The sequence below is a fragment of the Plantibacter sp. Leaf314 genome, assembly GCF_001423185.1.
In the GTDB taxonomy this organism is placed as follows: Bacteria; Actinomycetota; Actinomycetes; order Actinomycetales; family Microbacteriaceae; genus Plantibacter.
On record NZ_LMOB01000002.1, the window covers coordinates 277,427 to 290,823 of the forward strand.

The window sequence follows — 13,397 nt, forward strand, 5'->3', positions numbered from 1 at the left end:
ACCCATTGAATACATCACCCAACGGATAACCGAATCGACTCCCGAAACAATGCAGATGAATATATCGGGGTGCGCTGCATATTCGGGTGTTCACCTGGATATGTATTCGGCGACACTCCCGCTATTCACGGCGCCGTGTCCGCTCGATCGCACGGCGGCGACCGCGGGTGCGTCGGAGCGACCGCCGACCCCGGCCACGGTCGCGGCCTCGCGGCGTCGCCGGATGGTCCTCCAGCTCCGCTGAGACGAAGCGGCGCAGCGCTGTGGGGAGCGCGCCACGCGGCGCCTGGTCGCGGAGGCACTGCCCGGCGATGACAGCGGCGTCCACCACCCGCTGATCCTCGGGGAGGAGTGCCGCCGCCTCGATCCCGCCGAAGCGGGAGAGCGTCGAGGCCAGCTGACCGGCCGGCCCGGTGCCGAGCGCGACGCTGCGCAGCCGGTTCACCACGACGGAGATCCTGGTCGGATCGACGAGTTCGACGAGTTCCGCGTGCCCGCGGAGGAGTCGCGTGATCCCGACGGGGTCCGCGGCCCCGACCTCGACCACGCGGTCGGCGGACCCGAGCACCGCGAACGCCGCACCGTTCCGACGCGGAGCGAAGAGGTCGCTCGAGATCTCCTCGTCCGCCTCCAGACAGAACGCCGTGTCGACGACGACGTCGTCCATCCACTCGCGGCACCGCTCCAGGGTCGTCGCGACGCGCTCGGTCGAGAGTTCGGGCCAGCGCGCTGCACGCGAGATGCCGGTGAGCACGCGGAACGCACCGGACGGCGACGGATGCACCACCGCGATGCGCTCGAGCTGTTCGATGTCGAGCGCACCACTGCCGGCCAGGCGACAGGCGGCAGCGAACCCTGGTGCCTCGTCGAGGAGCCCCAACATGGTCGCGACGGACGAGCCGTAGGTGTCGGCATCGACGAGCAGGACGCGTCGACCGCGCGCCGCGAGCTCGCTCGCGATGCCGGCGGCCACCGTCGTCGTGCCCGGCGAACCCGCCGAGCCCCACACGGCGATCACCCGACCCGCTGCCGGTTCCGGCACACGACGGTCGGCGTCACCGAGCTCGATCGGAGCGATGCTCCGCTCGAGCTCCTCCGCATCCACCGGCAGGAGCACGACGTCCACGAGCCCGAGCCCGGTGGCGTGGCGACGCTCCGCTTCACCCGAGGCGAGCGCCACGACTCGGGTTCCGACCCGGTCGGCGGTGTCGATGAGTTCCGCCCGGAGGCCAGCGGCGGCGGGTGAGACCAGGAGCACGTCGACGGGCGACCCCGTCGCCAGACGGTCCTCGAGTTCGGCCGCGTCGTGGCAGCGCCACGCGACCCGGTGTCCGAGATCGAGCATCGTCGCGAGGATCTCGCCCTCGACGCGCGGGTCGAGGGCGAGGCCGACCCGCAGCATCAGTGGCCGCCGGGTTCGGTCGGGACCACCGAGAGCAGGTGCGCCGCCGCGGTGGCGGCGAGGACCGTCGCCACCGCGGATCTGGGGACCGCGAGTTCGAGGGCGACCGAGCCACCCCTGGCCAGGAACCCCTCGTCCTCGCTCGCGCGGACGACGGTCGCCGCCGATACCAGCACTTCGGGGACCCCGTACCCGTCGCCCTCGGGTGCCGCAGCCCAGAGGTCGACCACCGTCCCCCGGACGATGTCGGCGCTGAGCCTGCCCGCCGGTTCGACCACCAGGGTGGTCACGCCCACGGCGTCCGCCTCACCCAGGGCCGCGAGCGGTACGAGCTCCCCGGCCGCGATGGTCCGGGTGACGACGGCGTCGTCCGGCGGAGCCCCCTGCGCGCCCAGGTAGCCCTCCTCGACCGCGCCGAGCCGGGTGTCGATGACGCGCAGGGACGAGCGGTCGAGCGGGGTCCCCGGGGTCAACGTCTCGGACGCCGCGTAGACCGGCACCGTGCGACTGGAGGTCGTCACGAGCCACCACACACCGACGATCGACGCCACGACGAGCATCACGCCGACGAGGAACCGCGGGTCCACCCAGACCCGCGAGCGCGACCAGCTCCGACTGCGCATCGGATCCGTACTGCCGGGACCCCCACCGGGACGCGGTCTCCCGTCGGCCCTCGTGCCCACCGGCTCCCCGCCCGGGCCTCGTTCGATTCCCCGCACCGTCTCCTCCTTCGTCGGCACACCGTGCGCCGTCTCCGCCCCATGCTGCCGAGTGCGCGCTGGGTGCCGTCGAAGTTATCCACAGACCTTCGGGTGCCGATCGCACGAGAGGATAATCGAGGAATGGAACTGCAGCGCGACCCGGCCCCGCTCGGCCGCTTCCTCACCGTCAGCGACGCGGCGGAGGTGCTGAACGTGTCGGCGGCGGAGATCGCCGGGCTCATCGAGACCGGCGAACTGCCCGCGATCCGGGTCGGCCGCAGCGGTCCATGGCGGATCGAGTTCTCGGCACTCGAGGCCTTCATCTCGGGTCGGTACGAGGAGGCCCGTCGTGCAGGGCTCTGGCACGAGGCCCAGTTCACCGAGCTGTCGGAGTTCTCCGGCGCCCCGACGCTCCGGCCGGTCCTTCCCTTCAGCTGACGCCGGCCCTGGCGGACGACCGGCTGCGATCGCGTCAGTCCGCCCGCTCGACGACGACGAGTTCCGAGAACGCGATGAGACGGATCTGCTCGACGTCACGCGTGCGCCTGACGGAGCCGGGCTCGTGCACGGCGAGGTCGAGATGGTCGCGTCCGACGCGGTCGATCGTCCCGGCCCATCGACCGGAGCGCGTGCGCACGAAGACGCCGGAGCGTCGGCGAGCCAGGTCGCGCAGGAGGAAGGCGATCGTGAGGCGGTCGAGCAGCCGCGGCTCGTGGGAGGCGACCTCGTCGAGACTCCAGTCGACCTGCGTCTGGGTCAACGCGACCGCCGCGACGGCCGAGAGCGGCACGATGACCTCCTGCCGATCCCGCGTTCCGACACTGGCCTGTAACCAGTCCTTGCCCACGCTCCGCACGCGGAGCCGCCACGTACTCCCGTCGACGAGCTCGACGACCAGCGCTTCGTCGGTGCCGAGATCGGTCTGCAGGGCGAGGACGCGGTCTCGGACCGTGAGCCGACCGCGTCGGAGCCGCTCCGCCTCCAGCCGCACACCGGCGTCGTCGGCCTCGAGCTCGTCGTCGAGCTGGCCGGCGAGATCGTCGAACAGGCTGTCCCAACGCATACGCCGACGCTAGTGCGCCGACCGCCCAGGCGTCGCGAGTTCTCCACAGCGAGGAACCACTCGGGGAAGTGCTGGACATCGGATCTCTGGCATGGTTAGTTTAACATTCCACATACGGTCGCCCCACTCCGGTCGGCCGTTCGACCCCTCGGAGGCCCCATGACCATCGCTGCACGGCATGACGACGACGAGTCCGCGGCGCGCCCGGCGCGCCTCCGGCCGACCGGTCCGCTCCCGGAGCGTCGCACCAGGGAGCCTCGCTCCGTCATCCGCCCGGGGAGCGACGAGTTCTTCGGACACCAGCCCGCACCCCGGGCCGAGCTCCCCGACCCACGGCCGCTCCTCGAGAACCTCACCCGCAGCGTCATCGAGGTCATCGCCGGAGCGCGCGATCTCACGCAGCTCGCTCGCTGGATCACGGCCGACGTCCACACCGTCCTGCTGAAGCGGGTCATCCTCGCCGAACGAGCCCGACGCGTCCGCGGCGTCCCGGGGAGCGTCCCCCTCATCTCGATCGGCACCGTCACCGTCACGGAACCGCGGGACGGCGTCGTCGAATCCGTCGTCATGGTGCACGGGCGCGCCAGATCCCGCGCCGTCGCCATCCGACTCGAGGGCCTCGACGGCCGGTGGCGAGCCACCTCCGTCAGCGTCCTCTGAGCCCAGGCGACCGCTCCGCTCACGACGAAGCCCTCCGGACCGATGACTCCTGGTCCGGAGGGCTTCGTCGTGAGCGGAGCGACTACTTCTTCTTGCCCTGCTTGCGTCGGTCGGAACGGTTGCTTGGGGCCGCGGGCGCCGCGTCGGACTGCTGCCCGAACGCCCCGCGCGTCGCCTTCGCCGACGGCGTGGACTTCGCCGACGGCGTGGACTTCGCCGACGGCGTGGACTTCGTCGCCGGAGCGCCCTCACCGGCGGTGCCACCGGCCTGCTGCAGGCGTTGAGCGCGCTCGGTGGCCGCCTTCTCGATCTGCCCGCGCTGGTTGCGCACCTCGACGCCGCCCTGCTCGCTCGGCGCGGAGTAGCTCAGCTTCTCGGTGTCGGGCGTCTCCTGCGTCAGGCCCTTGGCCGTGATCGCCGGTGCTGCGGCACCCGAATCGACCTCGCCGTTCACCTCGACCTCGAGGTTGAACAGGAATCCGACGCTCTCCTCGCGGATCTGCCCCATCATCTGCTGGAACATCGCGTATCCCTCGCGCTGGTACTCGACGAGCGGGTCACGCTGCGCCATGGCACGGAGGCCGATGCCGTCCTTCAGGTAGTCCATCTCGTAGAGGTGGTCGCGCCAACGGCGGTCGATCACCTGGAGCACGACCCGACGCTCGAGTTCGCGCATCGCGGGGGCCCCGAGGGACTCCTCACGGTTGGTGTACGCCAGCTTCGCGTCGGACAGGATCTCGCGGCGCATGAAGTCGCGGTTGATCCGCCCCTTCGCCCCGGCCTCCTGGACCACCTCGTCGATCGTCAGACCGACCGGGTACAGGGTCTTGAGCTCGGCCCACAGGGCATCGAAGTCCCAGTCGTCGCCGTTCCCCTCGCCGGTGTGCTCGTCGAGCACGTCGTCCACGACGCTCTCCAGGAACTGCTGTGCGCGGTCGTGGAGGTCGTCGCCCTCCAGGATGTGGCGGCGGTCGGAGTAGATCGCCTCGCGCTGGCGGTTGAGGACGTCATCGTACTTGAGCACGTTCTTCCGGATCTCGGCGTTGCGCGCCTCGACCTGGGACTGAGCGCTGCGAATCGCGCGACTCACGATCTTCGATTCGATCGCCAGGTCGTCCGGGACGTTCTGACGGCCCATGAGGCTCTCGGCAGCGCCGGCATTGAACAGGCGCATGAGGTCGTCGGTGAGCGACAGGTAGAAGCGGCTCTCGCCGGGGTCTCCCTGACGTCCGGAACGACCACGGAGCTGGTTGTCGATGCGGCGGGACTCGTGGCGCTCGGTGCCGAGGACGTAGAGGCCACCGGCTTCGATCACCTTGTCGGCCTCGACCTTGACCGCGGCCTTGACCTCCGTGAAGACCTCGTCCCACGCCGCCTCGTACTCCTCGGGCGTCTCGATCGGGCTGAGACCCTTCGCGTTCATCTCGGCGACGGCGAGGAACTCCGCGTTGCCGCCGAGCATGATGTCGGTTCCACGTCCGGCCATGTTGGTGGCGACGGTGACCGAGCCGAGTCGACCGGCCTGGGCGATGATCGCGGCCTCACGCGCGTGGTTCTTCGCGTTGAGGACCTCGTGCTTCACACCCTTCTTGGCGAGGAGCCGAGACAGGTACTCGCTCTTCTCGACGCTCGTCGTGCCGACCAGCACCGGCTGGCCCTGCTCGTGCCGCTCGACGATGTCCTCGACGACCTGCGCGAACTTCGCCTCCTCGTTCTTGTAGACGAGGTCGGACTGGTCGATGCGCTGCATCGGACGGTTCGTCGGGATGGGTACGACGCCGAGCTTGTAGGTCGACATGAACTCCGCCGCCTCGGTCTCGGCCGTACCGGTCATGCCGGAGAGCTTCTCGTAGAGCCGGAAGTAGTTCTGGAGCGTCACCGTGGCGAGCGTCTGGTTCTCCGCCTGGACGGCGACGCCCTCCTTGGCCTCGATCGCCTGGTGGATGCCCTCGTTGTAGCGTCGGCCGACGAGGATACGACCCGTGTGTTCGTCGACGATCAGCACCTCGCCGTTCATCACGACGTAGTCCTTGTCCTTCTTGAAGAGCGCGCGGGCCTTGATCGCGTTGTTCAGGAACGAGATGAGCGGGGTGTTGGCGGACTCGTAGAGGTTGTCGATGCCGAGGTAGTCCTCGACCTTCTCGATACCGGGCTCGAGCACGCCGACGGTGCGCTTCTTCTCGTCGACCTCGAAGTCCTCGCCGGGCTCGAGTCGGACCGCGAGCCGTGCGAACTCCTGGAACCAGCGGTTGGCCTCGCCCGAGGCCTTGCCGGAGATGATGAGCGGGGTGCGTGCCTCGTCGATGAGGATGGAGTCGACCTCGTCGACCACGGCGAAGAAGTGGCCGCGCTGCACCATGTCCTTGGCCTGCCACGCCATGTTGTCGCGCAGGTAGTCGAAGCCGAACTGGTTGTTCGTGCCGTAGGTGATGTCGGCGGCGTACTGCTCGCGCCGCTGCTCCGGCGTCTGGCCCTCGACGATCACGCCGGTCGTCATGCCGAGCGCACGGAAGACGCGGCCCATGATCTCCGACTGGTACGACGCCAGGTAGTCGTTCACCGTGACGATGTGGACGCCCTTGCCGGCGATCGCGTTGAGGTACGCCGGGAGGGTCGCGACGAGCGTCTTGCCCTCACCGGTCTTCATCTCGGCGATGTTGCCGAGGTGCAGGGCGGCACCACCCATGATCTGGACGTCGAAGTGACGCATGCCGATCGTGCGACGTGCCGCCTCGCGCACCGCCGCGAACGCCTCGGGGAGGAGGTCGTCGAGGGTCTCGCCGTTCTCGAAGCGCTCACGCAACTCGACGGTCTCGCTCTTCAGCTCCTCGTCGCTCAACTCCGTGAAGTCGTCCTCGAGGGCATTGACCGCCTTCGTGAGGCTGGTCAGCTTCCGGAGGATGCGACCTTCGCCGACGCGAAGGATCTTCTCAAGTGGTGAGGCCACGAATTGCTCTCCATTACGTGTTCCTGATCTCCACCCGGGTCGACTGACCTGGACGGACGGGGTGCACCAGAACGGGGCAGTCCTCTCAACATGTTAGCGGTGAGTCGCTTGAGTGGACCCTGTGTATCGGCCGTCCGCCGATGTCCTCGGAGCGCCGCCGTCCCGCGCGACGGTCCGGTCAGTAGGCTGGTCGCACCATACGGCGTAGGTATATGTGGGAGGTTCGATGTCCGTCAAACACGGTCTCCTCGCGATCCTCGCCTCAGGCGACGACTACGGGTACCGGCTGCGTGCGGAGTTCGACCGCCGGACGACACCGACGACGGCGCTCAACGTCGGCCAGGCCTACGCGACCCTCGATCGACTGGAGCGCGACGGGCTCGTCGAACGCGCGGCGGTGAACGGGCAGGGTCACGTCTTCTACCGGATCACGACCGCGGGTCTGGCCGTCCTCGACGCCTGGTGGTCGACACCGGTCACCACGGGCGCCTCACGGGACGAGCTCCCGAACAAGGTCGCGCTCGCGGCGTCGTTGCGCGGGGTCGACGCCCACGGCGTCATCGCGGTGCAGCAGGCCTGGACCCTCGACCTCGCCCAGGACCTCGACAGCGCACTCGCCGCCCTCCCGCCGACTCCGCAGGGCGACATCGCGTGGATCGGCCTGGACGCGCGGCGCCGCCGCGCCGCCGCGGAACTCGAGTGGCTCGCGGCGACGTCGGCACGACTGCGCGCGCGCGACCCCGCCTTCGACGTCGGGACCGACACCCCACGACGCGGCCGCCCGGCGAACCGGGCGACCGCGTCGGCGGATGGAGCTGGCGTTACTTCGAGCCGTCCTCGAGGCTGATCACGCCGTAGTCCCAGCCCTTCCGGCGGTACACGACGCTCGCGCGCTCCGAGGCGGCGTCGATGAACAGGAAGAAGTCGTGACCGACGAGTTCCATGCGGTCCACCGCCTCCTCGAGGCTCATCCACTCGGCGGGGAACTCCTTCGTGCGGATCACGACGGGCGAGTAGGCCTCGGGTTCCTCGTCCTCACGGGTCAGCGTCGCGACGCTCCCGGTCGCGACCTGCTCGATGAGTTCGGGTGCCGCAGGGGTGATGTCGACCCCGCTGAAGCCCTCGCTGCTCGCCGCGTGCAGGGACGTCCGGTGCTTGCCGCGGTGTTCCTGCTTGCGGTCCTTGGACCGGCGGACGCGCTCGAGCATGCGGGCGATCGCCAGGTCGAAGGCGACGTACTTGTCGGAGCCGGTCGACTCCGCCCGGACCAGCGGCCCGGGTCCCACGAGCGTGAGTTCCACGCGATCCTCACCCTTGCGACCGTTGGCGTCGTTGTGGCGGGACACCTTGATGTCGAGCGACTGCGCCTGCTCGACCAGGTGGGCGACCTTCTCCGCCTTCTCGGTCGCGTACTCGCGGAACCGATCGGTGATGCCGAGTCCAAGTCCGACGATGTTGATATCCACGTTCGACCTCCTCATCCGGCTGACCACCCGGTCTCGGGCGGTCTTTCGCGCCGTTCTGCCACCGTAGTGCCCGATGCTGCGGAAGTCATCAGCAGAGTTCGGCGTGTGTTCACCCGACGGCCGTCCGGGACCTCGATCGTTCACCCGTCGACCCGGGCGAGCGCGACGACACCGGCGACGACCCCGCCCGCAGCGTGGACCGCGCGGACCGCCTCCGCGACGGTGGCACCGGTGGTGACGACGTCCTCGACGAGGAGGAACCGACGATCGGCGAGCGTCTCACGAGCGACCAGCGCGCCCTCCAGGTTCGCGAACCGCTCCGCGCGGCCGAAGTCGCGTTGATCGGCCGGCTCCCGGGCCCACCGGAGCGGTCGGCGCGGGCGGGCGCCGAGACGACGGACGATCCGCTCCACCGGATGGAAGCCCCGCTCCCGCGCAGCGCGTCGTCTGGCCGGGATGGTCGCGATCTCCGGGGCGACGCCGTCCGAAGCCCGCGCCGCCTCGACCATGGCGAGCCGGAACGCGGGTTCCAACGCTGCGGCCAGGGGCCGGACGAGCCCGACCCGTGCGTCCTCCTTGTACGCGAGTAGGACCGCGCCGACCAGCGCGTCGTATCGACGCGCGGCGAGCCCCGGGATGCCGCCCGGGCAGGACCAGCGCACCCCGGCGTCGGACCCGGGTCCACCCGGTGCACACAGACGGGCACGACACGGGTCGCAGAGGCCTCGGTCGGGAGACCCGCAACCGGCGCACACCACGGGCACGAGCAGCGACCAGGCGTCGAGACAGGCCGCTCGGGTCGCGACGACAGCCGCCTGTCGGTCGAAGGTGAAGGTCATCCTCCGATGATCCTGCGCCACTGCGCCGTCGCGGAGCAGGATCGATCGAGGAGGCACGCCGGAGGGTGTGGCGGCAGGGTGTGGAGCGCGGTCGCTCAGTCGGGCGAACCCAGCTGCGTCGCGATGAACCGGACGTCGCCGCCCGCTTCCTGCCAGCTCGATCCCCGTGGGAGCAGGAGCCGACCGTCGCTCGTGAGGGCCCGCAGCTGGGTGAGCCCGTTCCCGCCGACGAGCGTCGTCACGTTCGCCAACGGCGGCACCGGCGCCGAGCGCCCACCGATCTGCTGCGTGAGGATCGTCGTCTGACCGTCGCCGTCGAGCAGCACGGCGACGGTGATGTCGTCGACCCAGGTGACGGTCTTCGCCTCCGAGGACATCACGCGGAGCTCGACCGGGTCGCCGAGTCGCAGCGGCGCGTTCCGGTCGCCCCGGATGATCGCTGCGGCCACGAGCCGGGACTGGGTCCCGTCCCTGAGGAGGGCGACCAGACGGGTCCCCTCCCTGGAGATCTGGATCGAGTCGATCGTGGACGCTCCCGTCCAGCTCGTGGTGACCTGGACCGTGCCGCCGGCGGCATCGTGCGCGAGCAGAGCCGTGGGCGCGGAGGCCGGGACGGTCCAGGTGAAGCCGAACGGGTCCATCGTCGGCGGCAGCAGCCCCGGCCGGTCGTCGACGAGCCGGACGTCGCCGTCCGCCTGGACGACCGTGACGCCCGCCGCGGACCGCACCGCCGCCTGGTCGTGGTCGGCCGAGAGCACCGCAGCGTCCGCTCCGGCCGCGACGACCGCCGCCGAGATCCCGGGCACCGTCTCGATCCCGTCACCTGAGGCGAAGCCGAACTCGTCGCCGCGCTGCACGAGCGCCCTGGGATCGACGCGCGGGGCGGTGAGGGTCAGCGGCGACACCGTCTGGGTGGAGTTGCCGACCACGGTGATCGCGACGTTCGAGACCGCCGCGACACCGCCCACACTGCCGGACAGCTGCACGAGACTGCTCGTCAGCTGGAGCTGCATCCGCTGGAGGGTGACGGCGTCGGCCTGCAGGGCCGGTTTGGTCAGGTCCACGCGGGCGGTACCCGCCTCGACCGGGACCGCGTCGCTCGTGAGTGACGTCCCCTCGGGGAACGCCGTCGCGACCGCGCCCTTCAACCACTCCGCGGGCCCGTCGAGCAACGCCCCGACGATCCTCGTGGCTGTGGAGGCTCTGGACGGGAACCACCGCTGGTCCGGCACGAGTCGGCTGTAGCTCGGGTCGAAGTAGCTCAGCGAGTACGCCGCGAAGACGTCGGCGAAGGTCGAAGCCTCGAGCACGATGCCGGGTGGAGCGGACGCGATACGCCACTCCCCGCGCACCTGGATGAACCCGTACGTCCAGCTGAGCGGCGAGGAGTTCGCCGATTCGCGGTACTCGCCGCGGTCGTCCACCGCGGCCACGGGGCTGACCGTCAACTGCACCGCATCCGCGACGGGCGCGAAGGTCCGCCCACCCTGGTCGATCGTCACGCCCGCGTCGGGATCCCAGTCGGACCTGAGCTCCGGCGCGAGGAACTCGCGAGCGATCTCGTAGTTGTTCTGGGGGCTCGCGGCCGCGTCGACGAAACCGCGCAGGATCTGCTCCTGGGTCGCGCCCTCCGTCGGGCCTGGCGCGATGAAGTTGACGTCCACATCGCCATCGCTCCCCCCGACGGTGCCGCCGTCCTGCACCGAGCCGCCGCGCGGGATGCCGACGCAGGCGGAGAGGACGACGACGAGCAGTACCGGGAGGGCGGCGGCGGCGAAGCGGCGCGCGACGGATCGTCGGCGCCCAGGTCGTGCGGAGCGGTCAGGCACGTGGATCCTCCTCATCGTCGTCGGGCGAGGTCACCGTCTGGAGCGAGCGCGTCGTCGGGGCGGTCAGCTCGTCGACGATGGACTCGATCGCGTCGTCCGGGGGCAGGCTGATCGGCGATCGGACGATGTCCGTCCCCGGTTCGCGCGGGATCGTGAGGCGGAAGGACGAACCGCCCGCCGGTTCCGACCAGACCTCCAGCCAGCCCTCGTGGAGGATCGCGTCCTCGAGCGAGATGGCGAGCCCGAGGCCCGTTCCACCGATGGTCCGTTTGCGCGACGGGTCCGCGCGCCAGAAGCGGTCGAAGACCCGCTCCGTCGCCTCAGGGGTCATCCCCTGGCCGTAGTCCCGGACGGCGATGGCGACCGAGGACTCGTTGCTGTCGACCGACACCACGATCGGTTTCCCTTCACCGTGCTCGATGGCGTTGCCGATGAGGTTGCGCACGATCCGACGGATGCGGCGCGGGTCCATCGGGACCGCCGAGTATCCGCCGGGCGCGACGATGCGGAGATCCGACCCGGTCGGCTCCGCGAGGGGTCGCAGCTCGTCCACGACCTCCTCGGCGAGATGGACGAGGCTCGTCGGTTCCAGGTCGAGCTCGATGCTCCCCGCGTCGTACCGGCTGATCTCGAGCAGGTCGGCGAGCAGGATCTCGAACCGGCCCACCTGATCGTGCAGGAGCTCCGCCGTCCGCTCCGTCGCCGGGGGGAACGAGTCCCGCTGGTCGTAGAGCACGTCACCGGCGAGCCGGATCGTCGTGAGCGGCGTGCGCAGCTCATGCGAGACGTCCGAGACGAAGCGCTGCTGCACGAGCGAGAGCTCGGCCAGTTCCTTGATCTGTTTCTGCATGCTCGCGGCCATGCCGTTGAAGGACCTGGCGAGCGTGGCGAGCTCGTCCTCGCCCTTCTCCGGCATACGCACGTCGAGGTCACCACCGGCGAGGCGTTGGCTCGTCTCGGCGGCGGAGCGGATGGGCGTCGCGACGAACCGGACGATGAACCACGCGGCGCCGCCGACGAGGATCATCAGGCCGACACCGGCGAGGAACAGGGTGCGTTGGACGAATCCGAGCGTCTGCTCCGACTCGTTCAGGTCGTACCCGAGATAGATCTCGTACGACCCCGCGGTCGGCATCGACACCTCCGACCCGACGACGATGCCGGCGGTCGACGAGCCGTCCGCGGTGGTGAGGGTGACCGACTGCCACTGGAGCGTGTCCGGATCGGCTCGGACCGCTTCCGTGAGCTCGTCCGAGATCACACCGCCGGCGAGCCCCGGTGACTCGAAGCCCGGCGGCGTCACCTGGCTGAAGTCCTGGCCAGGAGCGCGGTAGGCCGCGATCAGGCTGCTGCCGGACGTGGTCTGGAGGTCGGTCCGCACCGTGCCCATCAGCTGCTGCAGGGCGACCCGCTCGCTGGCGTCCGAGGCGTCGAGGATGCTCTGCGCCGAGGCGATGGCACGACTGGAACCGGCGAGCGCCTGCTGCAGCCGGGACTGGAAGAGGTCGTTCCCGATGCTGAAGGAGAGGTAGGCGCCGGTCAGGAGGATGGCGAGTCCTGACAGCCCGACGGTGATGGCGACGGTCCGGAACTGCAGCGAGCGCCGCCACTGCGAGCGCAGTTGCTGCGGCCACGTCCGCCAGAGACGCCAGTCGGCCGCCCAGCCGGCGAGTCGGGAGGCCATGTCGGATCAGCCGGTGACGGCGCCGGCGCGGTACCCGACGCCGCGGACCGTCATGACGATCTTGGGGTTGTCCGGGTCTTCCTCGACCTTGGCGCGGAGCCGTTGCACGTGCACGTTCACCAGCCGGGTGTCGGCCTTGTAGTGGTACCCCCACACCTGCTCGAGCAGCATCTCGCGGGTGAAGACCTGCTGCGGCTTGCTCGCGAGGGCGAGCAGGAGGTCGAACTCCAACGGGGTGAGGCCGATGACCCCGTCGGCCCGACGGACCTCGTGGCCGGCGACGTCGACGGTGAGGTCGCCGATGCGGAGCGTCTCGGCGAGGTCGGCGGCCGGGGCGCGCAACCGCGTGCGGATCCTGGCCACGAGCTCCTTCGGGTTGAAGGGCTTGACCATGTAGTCGTCGGCTCCTGATTCGAGGCCTTTGACCACGTCCGCGGTGTCGGACTTCGCGGTCAGCATGATCACGGGGACGCCGGACTCCTGCCGGATGAGGCGACAGACCTCGATCCCGTCGATACCGGGCAGCATGAGGTCGAGCAGGACGAGGTCGGGCTTCGTGTCGCGGAACGCCTGGAGCGCGCCGCTGCCGTCCGCGCAGAACGACGGTTCGAAACCCTCGGTGCGCAGGACGATGCCGATCATCTCGGCGAGTGCGGTGTCGTCGTCGACGACGAGGATGCGTGCGTTCATAGCTCCGTCTCGGGTGTGACCGGCCGGCCGCGCTGCCTGACCGGTGTCCTTACGTCTCGCCTCAGCGTAGTCGAACTGTCCCCCGGAACCGCCGAAGGTCCGGTCGCGGACCGGCC

The 13,397-nt window shown here is 70.1% G+C and carries 12 protein-coding genes; 3 read left to right on the forward strand and 9 right to left on the reverse strand.

From position 1 onward, the window contains the following. Positions 1-121: 121 nt before the first annotated feature. The gene (locus ASF68_RS14545; protein ID WP_056012635.1) at positions 122-1,402 is read right to left on the reverse strand and encodes a ParA family protein; all 1,281 of its coding nucleotides are present in this window, start codon (positions 1,400-1,402) and stop codon (positions 122-124) included. Further along, a complete protein-coding gene (locus tag ASF68_RS14550; RefSeq protein ID WP_056012638.1) occupies positions 1,402-2,025 on the reverse strand; it encodes a hypothetical protein in 624 nt (207 codons plus the stop codon). The genes ASF68_RS14545 and ASF68_RS14550 overlap by 1 nt, the downstream gene beginning before the upstream one ends. Before the next feature lie 219 nt (positions 2,026-2,244). On the opposite strand from ASF68_RS14550, the gene ASF68_RS14555 reads away from it, so the two are divergent. Further along, positions 2,245-2,541, forward strand: a complete 297-nt coding sequence (locus ASF68_RS14555; RefSeq protein WP_056012641.1) for a helix-turn-helix domain-containing protein — start codon at positions 2,245-2,247, stop codon at positions 2,539-2,541. Between the two features lie 34 nt (positions 2,542-2,575). On the opposite strand, the gene ASF68_RS14560 is transcribed toward ASF68_RS14555, so the two are convergent. Continuing rightward, positions 2,576-3,166: a hypothetical protein gene (locus ASF68_RS14560; protein ID WP_056012644.1), complete on the reverse strand. Its 591-nt coding sequence runs from the start codon at positions 3,164-3,166 to the stop codon at positions 2,576-2,578. Positions 3,167-3,325: 159 nt separating this feature from the next. Here ASF68_RS14560 and ASF68_RS14565 point away from each other — a divergent pair, with 159 nt between their 5' ends. Next, positions 3,326-3,826, forward strand: a complete 501-nt coding sequence (locus ASF68_RS14565) for an Rv3235 family protein (protein ID WP_082456144.1) — start codon at positions 3,326-3,328, stop codon at positions 3,824-3,826. Between the two features lie 82 nt (positions 3,827-3,908). Here the strand turns inward: ASF68_RS14565 and secA are convergent, their stop codons facing one another. Next, positions 3,909-6,773, reverse strand: coding sequence for a preprotein translocase subunit SecA (gene secA, locus ASF68_RS14570; protein ID WP_056012647.1), 2,865 nt, complete (start codon positions 6,771-6,773; stop codon positions 3,909-3,911). A 226-nt stretch (positions 6,774-6,999) separates the two neighbouring features. Here secA and ASF68_RS14575 point away from each other — a divergent pair, with 226 nt between their 5' ends. After that, a complete protein-coding gene (locus tag ASF68_RS14575; protein ID WP_056012650.1) occupies positions 7,000-7,620 on the forward strand; it encodes a PadR family transcriptional regulator in 621 nt (206 codons plus the stop codon). On the opposite strand, the gene hpf is transcribed toward ASF68_RS14575, so the two are convergent. The 5 genes from hpf to mtrA all read right to left on the reverse strand — a co-directional run bounded on the left by hpf (position 7,595) and on the right by mtrA (position 13,281). Next, complete coding sequence (gene hpf / locus ASF68_RS14580) at positions 7,595-8,239, reverse strand: ribosome hibernation-promoting factor, HPF/YfiA family (protein ID WP_056012652.1); 645 nt, start codon at positions 8,237-8,239, stop codon at positions 7,595-7,597. The genes ASF68_RS14575 and hpf overlap by 26 nt on opposite strands. 140 nt (positions 8,240-8,379) lie before the next feature. Further along, positions 8,380-9,078, reverse strand: a complete 699-nt coding sequence (locus ASF68_RS14585) for a ComF family protein (RefSeq protein WP_056012654.1) — start codon at positions 9,076-9,078, stop codon at positions 8,380-8,382. Between the two features lie 95 nt (positions 9,079-9,173). Next, a complete protein-coding gene (locus ASF68_RS14590; protein ID WP_056012656.1) occupies positions 9,174-10,907 on the reverse strand; it encodes an LpqB family beta-propeller domain-containing protein in 1,734 nt (577 codons plus the stop codon). Then, entirely contained in the window at positions 10,900-12,591 is a 1,692-nt protein-coding gene (mtrB, locus tag ASF68_RS14595; protein ID WP_056012659.1) for an MtrAB system histidine kinase MtrB, read from the reverse strand. The genes ASF68_RS14590 and mtrB overlap by 8 nt, the downstream gene beginning before the upstream one ends. Positions 12,592-12,597: 6 nt before the next feature. Then, entirely contained in the window at positions 12,598-13,281 is a 684-nt protein-coding gene (gene mtrA, locus ASF68_RS14600; protein ID WP_056012662.1) for an MtrAB system response regulator MtrA, read from the reverse strand. Between the last annotated feature and the right edge of the window lie 116 nt (positions 13,282-13,397).